The organism is Pseudomonas sp. HLT2-19-2, from assembly GCF_054898005.1.
Genome location: NZ_CM142712.1, coordinates 1 through 15,571, shown reverse-complemented (window position 1 = coordinate 15,571; position 15,571 = coordinate 1). Strand labels below are relative to the sequence as shown.

The window sequence follows — 15,571 nt, the reverse complement described above, 5'->3', positions numbered from 1 at the left end:
GTGGCTTTGCCCTGGTCATGTTGGCGATGGAAAACGCCTGGGGTGAGGCACTCACCGAGTTCGACCAGTCAGTGCTCAAGGCGCGTGGAATTGATCCGAAAATCGCGGAGCACTTTGGTCGCGCGCCACGCTTTACGGCAGGGCGCAATCGAGTGGCACTGCAGGTCAATGGCACCCCTTCGGGACACGTCGTGGCGACCTTCGATGCGGACGGGCAGTTGTGCCTCGATTCGAATCTGCTTGAACTGGCCGGGATTGCCGCGCCATCGGATCTGCCCTCAAGCGCTGACAGTGCGCAGTGTTTACGGAGCATCGATGGTCTGACGGGTGTGCAGGTACAACTCGACCCGGGCAAGCAACAAGTGCAGCTGTTGGTGCCAACCGACCTGCTGCTCCCATCAGCGCCGCGCCCGCGAACCTGGGCCTCGGGCGGTATGGCCGGGTTGCTCAACTACGATGCGCTGATGCACACCAGTTCTGCCTCCGGGCAATCCAGCCAGTTTCGCAGTCTTGGCACCGAATTGGGCTTCAACGCCGGCGATTGGGTGGTGCGCAGTCGGCAAAACTACACCTCGTTTCAGGGCGTAGAGCGTTTTGAAACGCTTTACACCCAGGCCTCGCGTACCTGGGAGCGTTTTCAGGCCAACGTGCAACTGGGCCAGCTCAACATGCGTTCGGCGCTGTTTGCCGGGGAAGCGTTCACCGGCCTCCAGATCCTCCCGGAAACGGCCCTCGCGTCCCAAAATGGCGATGGCCTGGGGGCCGGGACGGCGGTGCAAGGGCTGGCTTATTCGCCGGCGCGGGTCGAGGTGCGCCAAAGTGGCGTGGTGATCTACACCACCCTCGTTCCCAGCGGGCCGTTCACCCTGCGCGACTTGCCGTTGCTCAGCCATCGACTGGACCTTGAGGTCAGCGTCTTCGAAGAGAGCGGCGAACAGCGCGACTTCCGCGTACCGGCTGCCAACGTACGCCCCGTCAGCGTCGGGACGTTGCCGGGCTATGGCATAGCGGCAGGCAAGGTCCGACGGTTTGACGGGGATGAGCGCGATGCGCCGTCATTCTTTGCCGTGAGCAAGGACTGGCAGTGGGGGCCTGCGACTCAGTTAAGTGGCGGGTTGATGGGCGCTGGTCAATACCAATCCTTGGGTTGGGGCGTGCAGCAAGCGCTGACGCGAAGGTCAGTGGTGAGTTTCCAGCAGCTGAGTTCGCGTACGCCACAAAGCGGTCAGGGCCGAGAACTGCAAGCCACGTTCAGCACGGCATTGGGTCCCGGGTTGTCTGCCAGCCTGGCGGCGAGTCAGCGCAGTCAAGGGTTTCGACACCTGGCCGACACCGAACTGGCGTCTGTTGCCGATGACTTCGATAGTCGCTCTGAGCGCCAGTGGGGTGCGTCGTTAAGCCATTCCGACCCGCTATGGGGAGCGTTTTCCGGATCATTGACGCGGTATGCCGTGGGAGGCGGGCAGGACCGTTCGCGCATCAGTACCTCGTGGTCACGGGCGTTCAGTGGTGCAAACCTATCGTTGAGTGTGCAGCGCGACAGCGGTGACGACGCCCGTGGCACGGGCCTCTATGCCAGCCTCAGTCTGCCACTTGGGCGCAACCGCAGTCTCAATACCTACGGGCGCCATGATGAGCGAAGCGGACTGCGCACCGGCGCCCGTTATACCGAACAGATCAGCGATACCCTGGGCTACAGCCTTGGTGCGGACCGTTCTGACAATGGTCAGACGGATTTCAACGGGCGCCTCAATGCCTTACCCCGTTACACCAGCGTTGACCTCGGCTATTCGCGCAGTGGCGTTGGCGCCAGCAGTTACGACCTCACCCTACGCGGCGGCCTGGCGATCCATGAAGAAGGGCTGACGCCGTCACCCTATCCGTTGCGTGACACCTTCGGCCTGCTCAAAGTTGGCGATGCTGCCGGGGTCAGGTCAGCACGCCCCAAGGCCCGGTCTGGACCGATGGCGGCGGGCGGGCGGTGGCTGCGAGCCTGCCGGCCTACCAGACCAGTCGTATCGAAATCGACACCGTCAGCCTGCCGCGTCACCTGGACGTGCTCAACGGCTATCAAGAAGTCGACGCCGGACGTGGCGCAGTACCGCGACTGGACTTCAGCGTGAGTTCGGTGCGTCGTTTGATGCTGAACGTGCGTACGGCCGAGGGTGACTGGGTACCCAAAGGCGCATCGGTTCATAGCAACCAGGGCGAGTACCTGACCAGCGTGGTGGACGCCGGCCTGGTGTACCTGGCCGATGCGCCTGACGAAGTTCGACTGCAAGTGATGCTGCCTGATAATCGACCCTGTCATCTTGAACTCGACACCGCCGGGCTTCCCGAATCGTCTTTGCCTTACGCAACCGTCGAGGTGGTTTGCCGGGCGGGGTAGGACTTCCTCAGTCCGTGGGAGTCTCGGCCACCAGTTTGATCGCCGCAGCGCCAACCTTGCGCACCGCATCTTCGATCTGTGGCGTCGGTTTGGCCGCGTAGTTCATGCGCAGGCAATTGCGGTATTTGCCCGAGGCGGAAAAGATGCTGCCGACGGCAATCTGTACGCCTTGATCGTGCAGTGCACGATTCAGTTTCAGGGTGTCGAAGCCCTCCGGCAGCTCAACCCAGAGCATGAAGCTGCCCTGGGGACGGCTGGCGCGGGTACCGGGCGGAAAATAGCGGCTGACCCAATCGATCATGACGTCGCGATTGCGCTGGTATTGGGTGCGCATCCGCCGCAAATGCGGTTCGAAGTGCCCGGCCTTGAGAAATTCGGAAATCGCGATCTGCGGTTGCGGCGCCGTAGAGCCAGTGCTGATGTATTTCATGTGCAGCACCCGTTCCAGATACCGTCCCGGTGCCACCCAACCAATACGCAGCCCTGGCGCCAGGGTCTTGGAAAAGGAACTGCACAGCAGGACGCGGCCGTCTTCGTCGAAGGATTTGATCGTGCGCGGACGTGGGTACGTGTAGGCCAGTTCGCCATACACATCGTCCTCGATGATCGCCACGTCGAAGCGCTGAGCGAGCGTCAGCAACGCGCGTTTGCGCGTCTCCGGCATGATGTAGCCCAATGGGTTATTGCAGTTGGGAGTCAACTGTATGACCTTGATCGGCCATTGTTCCAAGGCCAGCTCGAGCGCATCGAGACTGATGCCGGTGAGCGGGTCGGTGGGAATTTCCAGGGCTTTCATGCCCAGGCCCTTGAGGGTCTGCATCGCACCGTGAAAGCTTGGTGAATCCACCGCGACGATGTCGCCGGGTTCGCAGATGGAGCGGATGCTGGTGGAGAGCGCTTCGTGGCAACCGGTGGTCACCACCAAGTCTGCGGCGCTCAACTGGCAACCGGAGTCGAGCATCAGGCGGGCGATCTGTTCGCGCAGTTCGAGGTTGCCATGGATGTTGTCGTAATACAGGCCGGGCATATCCTGACGCCGACTGATCTGCGCCAACCCGCGCAGCAGCGGCTTCATGGTCGGCGAGGTGATGTCCGGCATGCCGCGGCCCAGCTGCACCACGTCTTTGCGTGGCACTGCGCGAATCAACTCCAGCACCTGATCCCACTGGGAAATGTCCACCGGGCGTTGAGCCGGACGGCCAACGGCGGGCAGTTCCGGCAGCTCACGGCTGACCGGCACGAAGTACCCGGATTTCGGTTTCGGTGTCGCCAGCCCGCTGTCTTCCAACACCCGATAAGCCTGCTGCACGGTGCTCAGGCTGACCCCGTGTTCGACACTCAACGCCCGCACCGACGGCAGCCGGTCGCCGGGGCGATAGAAGCCTTGTTCGATACGCGTGCCGAGCAATTCGGCGAGATTGACGTAAAGGGTCATGGCGCAGTCTCGGTGCAGGTGATTCGGTTGACCAGTACAGATTGGGCAAAAATACAGGGTTCAGAGCTTTAAACAGCCAATCTGTATGGTAATAATACAGATGTTTTGAATCTGTAATGCTTTTCGTCGTCCACGCATCATGAAAGCTCTGGCTACCCAAGTAAACAGGAGCAATCAAAATGAACGGCTTGAGCGATGTGCGGCTGACGCTACACAGTCAGGAACTGGCGGCAGGGCAATACAACGGCGCATGCGAGGCGGTCATGCGCAACGCACCGTCCGGCCTGAGTCACTGGGGTCTGTTCTGGCATCGTCTGCACACGCGCAAGGCGTTGCTCGAGCTGACGCCCGAGCAACTCAGGGATGTCGGGCTGAGTCCTGAGCAGGCGCGGGAGGAGGGGCTTAAACCCTTTTGGCGGATCTAGTAATGATCGTTCCCTCGCAGGAGCGTGGGAACGATCATCTCCTTCAGACCAACTCTTTAAGCCGATGCCACAACATCCCCAACGCCAGCAACGGCGAGCGCAAATGTTTGCCGCCAGGGAAGGTGATATGCGGCACCTTGGCAAACAGATCAAAGCCTCCACTGTGCTGACCACTGATAGCTTCAGCCAACAGTTTCCCCGCGAGGTGTGTGGCATTCACGCCATGACCGGAATATGCCTGGGCGTAATACACGTTCGGCTGATCCTTTAGCCGCCCGATCTGCGGCAGGCGATTGGCGCCGATGCCGATCATCCCGCCCCATTGAAAATCGATCTTCACGCCGGCCAGTTGCGGGAAAACCTCCAGCATCTTCGGCCGCATGTACGCAGCGATGTCCTTCGGGTCGCGACCTGAATAATGACAGGCGCCGCCAAACAGCAAACGCCGATCCGCCGAGAGTCGGTAGTAATCCAGCGCCACCCGTTGATCGCAGACCGCCATATTCTGCGGCAGTAGCGAGTGAGCGAGCTCTTCACTCAAGGGTTCGGTGGCGATGATGTAGCTGCCGGCAGGCAGCACTTTGCCGCTGAGCTCGGGATTGAGTTCATTGAGGTAGGCGTTGCAGCCCAGCACCAGCGTCTTGGCGCGAACCGAGCCCTGGGCGGTATGGACCTTAACCTCAGGGCCATATTCGATGCGGGTGACCGCCGATTGCTCGAACAGCTTCACCCCCAACTGCTGGGCGGCAGCCGCTTCGCCCAGAGCCAGGTTCAGCGGATGCAGATGCCCCGAGCCCATGTCGATCAAACCGCCGACGTAGCGGTCGGACCCCACCACGGAGTGCATGTCGTTGGCTTGCAGCAGACGGGTTTCGTAGCGATAACCGAGGCCGCGCAGCGCTTCGGCGTCTTCGGCAAAGCCTTCGAGATCACGGGGCTTGTTGGCCAGGTCGCAGTAGCCCCAAGTCAGGTCGCAAGCGATCTGAAAACGCTCGACCCGCTGTCGGACGATTTCCACCGCTTCCAGGCCCATGAGTTTCATCTGACGCACGCCGTCCGCACCGACCACGTTAGCGAACTGATCGAGGCCATGACCGACGCCACGAATCAACTGCCCGCCGTTGCGTCCGCTGGCGCCCCAACCGATTTTGTGGGCCTCGAGCAGGATCACGCTGAGGCCGCGTTCGGCCAGCTCGAGCGCCGTGTTCAACCCGGAGAACCCGCCACCAACCACGCACACGTCCGCCACCAGATCGCTTGTGAGCACCTGATGATCGGGCTGCGGCAGGCTGTTGGCGGCGTAATAAGAGGCAGTGTGTGGGTGGGTCGGGGCAGGTTGCTGAGCACGGGCATTCATGTGCGTGTTCCTGATTCTTGTGTTTGGAAAATTTGACGGAGCATAAGCCGGACCTTTGGACACGGGCAACACTGGTCGGTCGGTGCTGTCTAGATCAGTGCTTTTGCGTCAGAATCGCGCTCTATTCCGCTTTTGGTCACCGCTTCGATGAGCTGCAACAGTCAGAAAATTCGCACGCTACGGCAGCAGATTCCCTCGTTCGAGTGCGTGCCCGGCTGCCATGACTGCTGTGGGCCGGTGACCACCTCACCGGAAGAAATGTCTCGCCTGCCGCGCAAGACCCGGGCAGAGCAGGACGCCGCGATGGATGAACTCAATTGCGTCCACTTGGGGCCCAACGGCTGCACCGTGTATGACGAGCGACCGCTGATCTGTCGGCTGTTCGGCACCACGAAGACCTTACCGTGCCCCAATGGGCGCGGGCCGGTGGAGCTGATTCATCCGCGGGTCGAGAAGCAGATTCATGAATACATGGCCAGCACTCGACAAGTCCTCGTTTGATCGTGGGCTCAATCCGGAATCGGCAGATTCAGGCTTTCTTTCACCTCTTCCATCACGATGTAGCTCTTGGATTCGCGCACATGCGGCAACTTGAGCAGGATGTCGCCCAGCAGTTTGCGGTACGAGGCCATCTCGGAAATCCGCGCCTTCACCAGATAGTCGAAATCCCCTGACACCAAATGGCACTCCAGCACGTGGGGGAGCTTCAGGACTGCGCGTCGGAACTCTTCGAAAGTATCACCGGATTTGTAGTCGAGGCTGATCTCGACGAACACCAGAAGACTGCCCTTGAGGTGCTGCGGATTGAGCCGGGCGTTGTAGCCCATGATGATCCCTTCGCGCTCCAGCCGCCGGACCCGCTCGGTACACGGCGTGGTCGAGAGCCCGACCTTTTCCCCCAGCTCGGTGAAGGAGATGCGCCCGTCCGTTTGCAGGATCCGCAGGATGTTGCGGTCGATCTTGTCCAGCTCACGTTTCGTTTGAGTGTTGGTACGCATAGGGGATGCGCCTCCGTGAAAAGGGATTTTGCCGAGAATTCTCGCCAAATATAGGCACTTATATAGTGAAAAGCACTGCCTAATCTTTTTTACACTGCGCACATCAATGCTCGACAACTACGAACGTCAGCGGCAAGCCGCGATGAGGGATATGAAAATGCGCGTTATGGTCTTGGGTAGCGGCGTCATCGGTACCGCCAGTGCTTATTATCTGGCTCGAGCCGGGTTTGAAGTGGTGGTCGTGGACCGTCAGCCCGCCCCTGCCATGGAGACCAGTTTCGCCAACGCCGGCCAGGTGTCGCCGGGTTATGCCTCGCCATGGGCCGCGCCGGGTGTTCCGCTCAAGGCCATCAAGTGGCTGTTGCAGCGCCACGCACCGCTGGCGATCAAGGCCACCGCCGACATCGACCAGTACCTGTGGATGGCGCAAATGTTGCGCAACTGCACTGCCAACCGTTATGCGGTGAACAAGGAACGCATGGTCCGTCTGTCCGAGTACAGCCGTGACTGCCTCGACGAATTGCGCGCCGAAACCGGCATTGCCTACGAAGGCCGCAGCCTCGGTACAACACAACTGTTCCGCACCCAGGCTCAACTCGACGGCGCCTGGAAAGATATCGCCGTGCTGAAAGAATCCGGTGTGCCGTTCGAACTGCTCGATCGTGCTGGCATTGCTCGGGTTGAACCGGCGCTGGCCGGCGTCACCAACATCCTCGCCGGTGCCTTACGCCTGCCGAACGATCAAACTGGCGATTGCCAGATCTTCACCACCCGCCTGGCCGAAATGGCCGTGAAACTCGGTGTGGAATTCCGCTTCGACCAGGACATTCAGCGCCTCGACTACGCCGGTGATCGCATCAACGGCGTATGGATCGACGGCAAGCTGGAAATCGCTGACCGCTACGTGCTGGCGCTGGGCAGCTATTCGCCGCAGTTGCTCAAGCCGCTGGGCATCCGGGCTCCGGTGTATCCGCTCAAGGGTTACTCCCTGACCGTGCCGATCACCAACCCGGCGATGGCCCCGACTTCGACTATCCTCGATGAGACCTACAAGGTCGCGATCACCCGTTTTGACAACCGCATCCGCGTCGGCGGCATGGCTGAAATAGCCGGTTTTGACCTGTCGCTGAACCCGCGTCGGCGCGAAACCCTGGAGATGATCGTCAACGATCTTTATCCTCAGGGCGGCGATCTGGCCCAGGCAAGTTTCTGGACCGGTCTGCGTCCGACCACCCCGGACGGCACGCCGATCGTGGGTGCAACACCGTTCAGCAATCTGTTTTTGAACACGGGTCACGGCACGCTTGGTTGGACCATGGCGTGCGGTTCCGGTCGCTTGCTGGCCGATCTGATGGCGAAGAAAACGCCGCAAATCAGCGCCGAAGGCCTCGATATTTCCCGTTACGGCAAAAAAATTCAGGAGTCAGCAAAACATGTCAATCCAGCGCCAGCTCACCAATGAGCGCATGAGCCAGATCGTAGTCCACAGCGGTACCGTGTATCTGGCGGGGCAGGTCGGCGACGATATGAACGCCGGGATTGAACAGCAGACCCGTGAAACGCTTGCCAACATCGAGCGTTTGCTGGATCTGGCCGGTACCGACAAGAGCCTTCTGCTGTCGGTGACGATTTACTTGAAAGACATCGATGCGCACTTTGAAGGCATGAACGCGGTCTGGGACAAGTGGCTGCCAAAAGGCGTCGCACCGGCCCGTGCCACGGTTGAATCGAAGTTGTGCGAACCGGAAATACTGGTTGAGCTGTCGGTTGTCGCTGCTCTGCCATAAAGCAGCCAGAAAGATCCCTCTCCGGTGCTACTCGCGGTTCACGCCGTCAGCCAGCGCCGGTTTTTCTTCCTCAATGACCCGACCAGAAGTCTGCCGCCATGCGTCCTGCCCGTGCCCTGATCGACCTTCAAGCCCTGCGTCACAACTACCAAATCGCCCGTGAAGTCACGGGGGCCAAGGCCCTCGCGGTGATCAAGGCCGATGCTTATGGCCATGGCGCGGTGCGTTGCGCCCAGGCACTGGAAGCCTGCGCGGACGGATTTGCCGTGGCTTGCATTGAAGAGGCCCTGGAGCTGCGAGCTGCGGGCATTCGTGCGCCGGTGTTATTGCTGGAAGGGTTTTTCGAAGCCGATGAGCTGTCGCTGATTGTTGAGCATGACTTCTGGTGCGTGGTGCATTCGCTGTGGCAGCTCGAAGCCATCGAGAACGCGGCACTGAGCAAGCCGATCACGGTCTGGCTCAAGCTCGATTCGGGTATGCATCGGGTTGGCTTGCATCCAAAGGATTATCAGGCGGCCTATCAACGGCTGCTGGCCAGTGGCAAGGTTGCGAAGATTGTTTTGATGAGCCACTTCGCCCGGGCCGATGAGCTGCACAGTCAGGCCAGTGCCGAACAGGTCGCCGTGTTCGAAGCGGCGCGTCAGGGTTTGTCGGCTGAGGTCAGTCTACGCAACTCGCCGGCAGTGCTCGGTTGGCCACAGATTCCCAGTGATTGGGTTCGCCCGGGCATCATGCTCTACGGCGCTACCCCATTCGAAGAAGCCAATGCCGTGGCGTCGCGCCTGCAACCGGTGATGACCCTCGAATCGAAAGTGATTTGCGTGCGTGAACTGCCGGCCGGCGAGCCGATCGGTTACGGCGCCCAATTCATCACTCAGAAACCGATGCGCGTGGGCGTGGTCGCCATGGGTTACGCCGACGGCTACCCACGTCAGGCACCGACCGGTACGCCAGTGATGGTGGCCGGGCAGCGCAGCCAGTTGATTGGCCGGGTGTCGATGGACATGCTCTGCATTGACCTGACCGATGTGCCGCAAGCCGGTCTCGGTTCGACCGTCGAGTTGTGGGGCAAAAATATCCTCGCCAGTGACGTGGCTGCGGCCGCGGGCACGATTCCTTACCAGATCTTCTGCAACCTGCGCCGGGTGCCAATGCTCTATTCCGGGGCTTGACGCAAAGCGCGCCAACCGAAAGTCGCTTAGCCGAACAGGATTCAGGTCCAAGTGTTGTAAATACTGAACGCTGTCGCCATGATAACGCTCAATATTCCAACAACCTGAATCTTGGAGGCGCAAGCTTGGACGTCGGTGAACGACTGCAATCCATCCGTAAGCTCAAAGGACTTTCCCAGCGTGAACTCGCCAAACGCGCGGGCGTCACCAACAGCACCATTTCGATGATCGAGAAGAACAGCGTCAGTCCCTCGATCAGTTCGCTGAGGAAGGTACTGGGCGGGATTCCCATGTCCATGGTCGAGTTCTTTTCCGAAGAAATCCTGCAGGAAAAACCGACGCAGATCGTCTACAAAGCCAACGAGCTGATCGATATTTCCGATGGCGCAGTGACCATGAAGCTGGTCGGCAGGGCTCATCCGAGCCGGGCCATTGCGTTCCTCAACGAAATCTACCCGCCAGGCGCCGACACCGGTGATGAGATGCTCACCCATGAGGGCGAGGAAACCGGGATTCTGCTCGAAGGTCGACTTGAACTGGTGGTGGGGCTTGAAACGTTTGTCCTCGAAGCCGGTGACAGCTACTACTTTGAAAGTACTAAACCGCACCGTTTCCGTAATCCGTTCGATGCGCCGGCGCGACTAATCAGCGCAGCTACGCCAGCGAATTTCTGAGAAAAGAGGCGTCCCGCCAGCATTGCGCAGGTGCCCGAGTTGTTTTTCCGCCACGCATAAGACCCCTTCGACTTTGGGGTTGTTTCAGTGTGGCGGGCTTACCGTTATACTTGCGCCCGCCTGCGAACCGTGGCCGTGGGCGTGACTAGCCACCATTGAGGGTGAACGCGTGAATCTAATTATGAAAATGCTGGCCGTACCAGCAACCGTACTGGCCCTATGGGCAGTCAGCGCACAAGCTGCGACCAACGACAATATTGCTAAACGCCTTGAGCCAGTTGGCCAGGTTTGCGTTCAGGGTAAAGAGTGCAAGGGGATGGAAGTCGCTGCTTCGGCGGGTGGTGGTGATGCCAAAACCCCTGATTCCGTGATTGCAAAACATTGCAACGCATGCCACAGCTCCGGCCTGTTGGGCGCGCCGAAAGTCGGTGATGCGACAGCCTGGGGCGACCGCGCCAAGAAAGAAGGCGGCCTTGACGGCTTGCTGGCGAAGGCGATCTCCGGCTTCAACGCGATGCCGCCTAAAGGCACCTGCGCCGACTGCTCTGATGCAGATCTCAAGGGCGCCATCCAGAAGATGTCCGGCTTGAAATAAGCCGCCATCGTCAGCGAAAGAGCCGCTTGCGAGCGGCTTTTTTGTGCCCGCGATTTGCACCTGGGACTATTCTTTGCAGCAAAGGCCCGGCAAGCTCGGTCCAATCCCCAATTCACGGAATATAAGGGAGGATCAGATGGTGCAGCTGTGTTCTATCGAGCAGGCGGTCGATGACGTATTGGCACGGTTGCCAGCGCATATCCACATGGGCCTGCCCCTCGGTCTGGGCAAACCCAACCACTTCGTCAACGCGCTGTTCCAGCGCATTGCGCAGTTGCCCGAACGGCAACTGACGATCTACACCGCCCTGTGCCTGGGCCGTCCTTCCTTGGGTGACGGTTTGCAAAAGCGCTTTCTCGAACCCTTCATCGAACGGGTTTTCGGCGACTATCCGGAACTGGATTTCCTGGCCGACCTGCACCGCGACAGCCTGCCGTCCAACATCCATGTTCAGCAGTTCTTCATGCTGCCCGGCAGCCTGCTACACAGCACACAAGCCCAGCAGGATTACGTCAGCAGTAACTACAGCCACGCCGCTCGAGACATCAACGCCGCCGGTTTGAACCTGGTGGCGCAATTGGTGGCCAGCCACAGCGAACATCCCGACCGCCTGAGCCTGAGCTGCAATCCGGACATCACCCTCGACCTGTTCCCCATGATCGCCAAGCGTCGGACGGCGGGGGAGACGATCCTGCTGGTGGGTCAGGTGCACAACGATTTGCCCTACATGCCGGGGGACGCGGAAGTCGGCATGGACGCTTTCGACCTGCTGATCGACGAGAAGGACAGCACCACGCTGTTCTCCACGCCGAACATGCCGGTGGGTTTCCAGGATCACTTCATCGGGCTGCACGCCAGCACGCTGGTGCGCGACGGCGGCACCTTGCAGATCGGCATCGGTGCCATGGGTGATGCCCTGACCGCGGCACTGCTGGCGCGGCAGGCTGACAATGACGGTTACAAGGCGTTGCTGGCGGACGTGAATCTCAGCCAGTGGGCGCAGCTCATCGACCGCGAAGGCGGCGTCGAACCCTTCGCCAAAGGCCTTTACGGTTGCAGCGAAATGTTCGTCAACGGTTTGCTGGTGCTGGCCGACGCCGGGGTTGTGCGGCGCAAGGTCTACCCCGATGTGCCGACCCAGCAACAAGCCAATGCCGGCACGCTGGATGAAGCCGCGCAGACTGACGGCATCTTGGTGCATGGCGGGTTTTTCCTCGGGCCGCGCAGTTTCTATGAGCGCCTGCGTGAGCTGCCGCAAAGCAAGCGGCTCGAATTCAACATGACCCGCATCAGCTACATCAACGAGCTCTATGGTCAGGAAGAACTCAAACGCTTGCAGCGTCTCGATGCGCGCTTCATCAACACCGTGTTCACCATGACCTTGCTGGGCGCAGGCGTGGCCGATCAGCTCGAAGACGGGCGAGTGCTCAGCGGTGTCGGCGGGCAATACAACTTCGTCGCCCAGGGCCATGCGCTGGAAGGGGCACGTTCGGTGTTGCTGCTGCGCAGCTGGCGCGAATCGGGCGGAGAGGTGAGTTCAAACATCGTCTGGGAGTACGGCCATTGCACGATTCCGCGACACCTGCGAGACATCGTGGTCACCGAGTACGGCATCGCCGATCTGCGGGGCAAGACCGATGCGGCCGTGATCGAGGCGTTGCTGAACATCAGCGATTCACGTTTCCAGCCGGGGTTGATCGAGCAGGCGCAGAACGTTGGTAAATTGCCGAAGAACTTCCGCATTGATCCACGGTTCGCCGATAACAGCCCGCAGCGTTTGCAGGCGATTCAGGCGCTGCATCCGAATTTGTTTCCGGAGTATCCGCTGGGGTGTGATTTCACCGCTGAAGAGCGAGACCTGTTGCGGGCGCTGAACTGGTTGAAGAGCAAGTTCAAGCTCACGGAGATTCTGGAACTGGGCAAGGCTGCACTGGATGCGCCGCAGGCGTCGGAGTTTCCCGTACATCTGGAGCGGATGCAGCTGACTAACACTGAAGGGCTGAAGGAGGATTTGTTTCAGCGACTATTGCTCACCGGCCTTAAAGCCACCGCGCAATAACCGCCAACACAAAACCCTGTGGTGTGCTTGCGGCTGCGATCAGTCGATGAAAGTCACAACACCGCCAGCCAGGGACTGCACGCGAGCCAACGATTCAACCCGATAACCCTGCGCATCCAGTTCTGCACGGCCGCCCTGGAACGACTTCTCGATCACGATACCCAAACCAGCCACCGTAGCGCCGGCCTGTTTGATGATCGAGATCAGCGCTTGCGACGCCTTACCGTTGGCCAAAAAGTCATCGATGATCAGCACGCGATCGCTGCTGGTCAGGTGGCGGGGGGAGATCGCCACGGTGCTTTCGGTCTGCTTGGTGAACGAGTAAACGGTCGCCGACAGCAGGTTTTCGGTCAGGGTCAGGGACTGATGCTTGCGCGCAAAAATCACCGGCACGCCGAGATTCAGACCGGTCATGATCGCCGGGGCAATGCCCGAGGCTTCGATGGTGACGATCTTGGTGATGCCCGAATCCTTAAACAGCGTGGCGAATTCGTCGCCGATCAGCTTCATCAGGGCCGGGTCGATCTGGTGGTTCAGAAAGGCGTCGACTTTCAGGACCTGGTCGGAAAGCACGATGCCTTCTTCGCGAATTTTCTTGTGCAGTGCTTCCATGAAGCTTTCCTCTTTTGGCGCCTTGTGCGCCTAAGGTTCGGTTAGAAAGTAGTCGATTCTAGCGCTTTAACATCGCGCGTATATCTGCCAATGCGGTATTACCGCGAACAGCTTTGACTTCAACCGGTGTGTCGTCGTTGCCTTCCCAGGCCAGGTCGTCTGGCGGCAGTTCATCGAGGAAGCGGCTCGGTGCGCAATCGATGATCTCGCCGTATTGCTTACGCTTGGCGGCGAAGGTGAAGGCCAGCGTCTGACGCGCTCGGGTAATTCCGACGTAGGCCAGCCGGCGTTCTTCTTCGATGGTGTCGGCTTCGATACTGGAGCGGTGCGGGAGGATTTCCTCTTCCATGCCCATGATGAATACGTAAGGAAATTCCAGACCCTTGGAGGCGTGCAGGGTCATCATCTGCACACCGTCGGCGCCGTCTTCCTCTTCCTGCTGACGTTCCAGCATGTCGCGCAGGACCAGTTTGCCGATGGCGTCTTCGACGGTCATCTCGCCTTCTTCGTCTTTTTCGAGGGTGTTCTTCAACGCCTCGATCAAGAACCAGACGTTACCCATGCGGTAATCGGCGGCCTTGTCGCTGGAGCTGTTGGTGCGCAGCCAGTTCTCGTAGTCGATGTCCATGACCATGCTGCGCAGCGCCGAGATCGGGTCTTCGCCGGCGCACTGCTCGCGGACCTTGTCCATGAAACGCTTGAAGCGCGACAGGCGATCAGTGAAGCGCGCATCCAGATGTTCGCCCAGACCGATTTCGTCGGTGGCGGCGTACATCGAGATTTTTCGCCCGGTGGCGTAGTTGCCAAGCTTTTCCAGTGTGGTCGAACCGATCTCCCTGCGTGGGACGTTGATCACCCGCAGGAAGGCGTTGTCGTCGTCCGGGTTCACGATCAGGCGAAAGTAGGCCATCAGGTCTTTTACTTCCTGACGTCCGAAAAAGCTGTTGCCTCCGGACAGGCGATACGGAATCTGGTGATGTTGCAGCTTCAGCTCGATCAGCTTGGCCTGGTAGTTACCGCGATACAGAATCGCGAAATCGCTGTACGGCCGATCCGTGCGCAAGTGCAGGGTCAGCAGTTCCACCGCCACCCGTTCGGCTTCGGCGTCTTCGTTGCGGCAGCGGATCACACGGATCTCGTCGCCGTGGCCCATCTCGCTCCACAACTGCTTCTCGAATTCGTGCGGGTTGTTCGAGATCAGCACGTTGGCGCACCGCAGGATGCGACTGGTGGAGCGATAGTTTTGCTCCAGCATCACCACTTTCAGGGACGGGTAATCGTCCTTGAGCAACATCAGGTTTTCCGGCCGTGCGCCGCGCCAGGCATAAATCGACTGGTCGTCGTCACCGACCACGGTGAACTGGTTGCGCGTGCCAATCAGCAACTTCACCAGCAAATACTGGCTGGCGTTGGTGTCTTGGTATTCGTCCACCAGCAGGTAGCGGACTTTGTTCTGCCATTTTTCGAGGATGTCGGGGTGTTCCTGGAACAGCTTCACCGGCTGCAGGATCAGGTCGTCGAAGTCCACCGCGTTGAACGCCTTGAGCGTGCGCTGATAGTGGGTGTAGACGATGGCGGCAGTCTGTTCCTTGGGGTTGCGTGCGTTTTCCAGGGCTTCGGGCGGTAGGATCAGGTCATTCTTCCACGAGCCGATCATGTTCTTGATCTCGTCGACGCCGTCGTCGCCCGAGTATTCCTTCTGCATGATGTCGGTCATCAGGGCTTTGGCATCGGTTTCGTCGAAGATCGAGAAACCCGGTTTGTAGCCCAGTCGTACATGTTCCTTGCGGATGATGTTCAGGCCCAGGTTGTGGAAGGTGCAGACCGTCAGGCCGCGGCCTTCGCCACCCTTGAGCAGGGTGCCGACCCGCTCCTTCATCTCGCGCGCCGCCTTGTTGGTAAATGTCATCGCGACGATGTACTGCGCGCGGATGCCGCAGTTCTGGATCAGATGCGCAATTTTGCGGGTGATCACGCTGGTCTTGCCGGAGCCTGCGCCGGCGAGCACCAAAAGAGGGCCGCCGACGTAGCTCACGGCTTCTTGCTGCCGGGGATTGAGTCGGGACAT

General features: G+C 59.9%; 14 protein-coding genes and 2 pseudogenes. 11 read left to right on the top strand and 5 right to left on the bottom strand.

Annotated features, from left to right (window positions below):
* Positions 1-17 precede the first annotated feature (17 nt).
* From ACYZTU_RS00080 to ACYZTU_RS00070, 3 genes and pseudogenes are all read left to right on the top strand, one after another.
* Positions 18-1,874 (top strand): annotated as a pseudogene (locus ACYZTU_RS00080) (fimbria/pilus outer membrane usher protein); the annotation flags it as partial.
* Positions 1,875-1,981: 107 nt separating this feature from the next.
* Positions 1,982-2,056, top strand: a pseudogene (locus ACYZTU_RS00075) (hypothetical protein); the annotation flags it as partial.
* A gap of 63 nt (positions 2,057-2,119) precedes the next feature.
* A complete protein-coding gene (locus tag ACYZTU_RS00070) occupies positions 2,120-2,389 on the top strand; it encodes a FimD/PapC C-terminal domain-containing protein (RefSeq protein ID WP_461971188.1) in 270 nt (89 codons plus the stop codon).
* A gap of 7 nt (positions 2,390-2,396) precedes the next feature.
* Here the strand turns inward: ACYZTU_RS00070 and ACYZTU_RS00065 are convergent, their stop codons facing one another.
* A complete protein-coding gene (locus ACYZTU_RS00065) occupies positions 2,397-3,824 on the bottom strand; it encodes an aminotransferase-like domain-containing protein (RefSeq protein WP_461967149.1) in 1,428 nt (475 codons plus the stop codon).
* A 179-nt stretch (positions 3,825-4,003) separates the two neighbouring features.
* Here ACYZTU_RS00065 and ACYZTU_RS00060 point away from each other — a divergent pair, with 179 nt between their 5' ends.
* The gene (locus ACYZTU_RS00060; protein WP_461967147.1) at positions 4,004-4,249 is read left to right on the top strand and encodes a DUF1127 domain-containing protein; all 246 of its coding nucleotides are present in this window, start codon (positions 4,004-4,006) and stop codon (positions 4,247-4,249) included.
* A gap of 43 nt (positions 4,250-4,292) precedes the next feature.
* On the opposite strand, the gene ACYZTU_RS00055 is transcribed toward ACYZTU_RS00060, so the two are convergent.
* On the bottom strand, positions 4,293-5,606 hold the full coding sequence (locus tag ACYZTU_RS00055; RefSeq protein ID WP_461967145.1) for an NAD(P)/FAD-dependent oxidoreductase: 1,314 nt from the start codon (positions 5,604-5,606) through the stop codon (positions 4,293-4,295).
* Between the two features lie 147 nt (positions 5,607-5,753).
* On the opposite strand from ACYZTU_RS00055, the gene ACYZTU_RS00050 reads away from it, so the two are divergent.
* Positions 5,754-6,107 (top strand): YkgJ family cysteine cluster protein, encoded by a 354-nt coding sequence (locus ACYZTU_RS00050; protein ID WP_007947437.1) that lies wholly within the window; start codon positions 5,754-5,756, stop codon positions 6,105-6,107.
* 8 nt (positions 6,108-6,115) lie between these two features.
* Here the strand turns inward: ACYZTU_RS00050 and ACYZTU_RS00045 are convergent, their stop codons facing one another.
* Positions 6,116-6,604 (bottom strand): Lrp/AsnC ligand binding domain-containing protein, encoded by a 489-nt coding sequence (locus ACYZTU_RS00045; protein ID WP_003176896.1) that lies wholly within the window; start codon positions 6,602-6,604, stop codon positions 6,116-6,118.
* Positions 6,605-6,761: 157 nt separating this feature from the next.
* Here ACYZTU_RS00045 and dadA point away from each other — a divergent pair, with 157 nt between their 5' ends.
* From dadA to ACYZTU_RS00015, 6 genes are all read left to right on the top strand, one after another.
* Positions 6,762-8,066, top strand: coding sequence for a D-amino acid dehydrogenase (dadA, locus tag ACYZTU_RS00040; protein WP_461967143.1), 1,305 nt, complete (start codon positions 6,762-6,764; stop codon positions 8,064-8,066).
* The gene (locus ACYZTU_RS00035; RefSeq protein ID WP_461967141.1) at positions 8,038-8,391 is read left to right on the top strand and encodes a RidA family protein; all 354 of its coding nucleotides are present in this window, start codon (positions 8,038-8,040) and stop codon (positions 8,389-8,391) included. The genes dadA and ACYZTU_RS00035 overlap by 29 nt, the downstream gene beginning before the upstream one ends.
* Positions 8,392-8,489: 98 nt before the next feature.
* Entirely contained in the window at positions 8,490-9,563 is a 1,074-nt protein-coding gene (alr, locus tag ACYZTU_RS00030) for an alanine racemase (RefSeq protein ID WP_461967139.1), read from the top strand.
* A 125-nt stretch (positions 9,564-9,688) separates the two neighbouring features.
* Positions 9,689-10,237, top strand: a complete 549-nt coding sequence (locus ACYZTU_RS00025; protein WP_008150195.1) for a cupin domain-containing protein — start codon at positions 9,689-9,691, stop codon at positions 10,235-10,237.
* A gap of 181 nt (positions 10,238-10,418) precedes the next feature.
* Entirely contained in the window at positions 10,419-10,832 is a 414-nt protein-coding gene (locus ACYZTU_RS00020) for a c-type cytochrome (RefSeq protein ID WP_461967137.1), read from the top strand.
* A 136-nt stretch (positions 10,833-10,968) separates the two neighbouring features.
* A complete protein-coding gene (locus ACYZTU_RS00015; RefSeq protein WP_461967135.1) occupies positions 10,969-12,891 on the top strand; it encodes an acetyl-CoA hydrolase/transferase C-terminal domain-containing protein in 1,923 nt (640 codons plus the stop codon).
* A 39-nt stretch (positions 12,892-12,930) separates the two neighbouring features.
* Here ACYZTU_RS00015 and ACYZTU_RS00010 read toward each other — a convergent pair whose 3' ends face one another.
* A complete protein-coding gene (locus ACYZTU_RS00010; protein WP_223490427.1) occupies positions 12,931-13,503 on the bottom strand; it encodes a xanthine phosphoribosyltransferase in 573 nt (190 codons plus the stop codon).
* A 58-nt stretch (positions 13,504-13,561) separates the two neighbouring features.
* Positions 13,562-15,571 (bottom strand): DNA helicase Rep, encoded by a 2,010-nt coding sequence (gene rep, locus ACYZTU_RS00005; protein WP_461967133.1) that lies wholly within the window; start codon positions 15,569-15,571, stop codon positions 13,562-13,564.

Bases quoted from the DNA above. Each gene is read 5' to 3' on its own strand.
- ACYZTU_RS00065 (WP_461967149.1), bottom strand. From the start codon at position 3,824: ATGACCCTTTACGTCAATCTCGCCGAATTGCTCGGCACGCGTATCGAA.
- ACYZTU_RS00060 (WP_461967147.1), top strand. From the start codon at position 4,004: ATGAACGGCTTGAGCGATGTGCGGCTGACGCTACACAGTCAGGAACTG.
- ACYZTU_RS00055 (WP_461967145.1), bottom strand. From the start codon at position 5,606: ATGAATGCCCGTGCTCAGCAACCTGCCCCGACCCACCCACACACTGCC.
- ACYZTU_RS00050 (WP_007947437.1), top strand. From the start codon at position 5,754: ATGAGCTGCAACAGTCAGAAAATTCGCACGCTACGGCAGCAGATTCCC.
- ACYZTU_RS00045 (WP_003176896.1), bottom strand. From the start codon at position 6,604: ATGCGTACCAACACTCAAACGAAACGTGAGCTGGACAAGATCGACCGC.
- dadA (WP_461967143.1), top strand. From the start codon at position 6,762: ATGCGCGTTATGGTCTTGGGTAGCGGCGTCATCGGTACCGCCAGTGCT.
- ACYZTU_RS00035 (WP_461967141.1), top strand. From the start codon at position 8,038: ATGTCAATCCAGCGCCAGCTCACCAATGAGCGCATGAGCCAGATCGTA.
- alr (WP_461967139.1), top strand. From the start codon at position 8,490: ATGCGTCCTGCCCGTGCCCTGATCGACCTTCAAGCCCTGCGTCACAAC.
- ACYZTU_RS00020 (WP_461967137.1), top strand. From the start codon at position 10,419: ATGAAAATGCTGGCCGTACCAGCAACCGTACTGGCCCTATGGGCAGTC.
- ACYZTU_RS00015 (WP_461967135.1), top strand. From the start codon at position 10,969: ATGGTGCAGCTGTGTTCTATCGAGCAGGCGGTCGATGACGTATTGGCA.
- ACYZTU_RS00010 (WP_223490427.1), bottom strand. From the start codon at position 13,503: ATGGAAGCACTGCACAAGAAAATTCGCGAAGAAGGCATCGTGCTTTCC.
- rep (WP_461967133.1), bottom strand. From the start codon at position 15,571: ATGTCCCGACTCAATCCCCGGCAGCAAGAAGCCGTGAGCTACGTCGGC.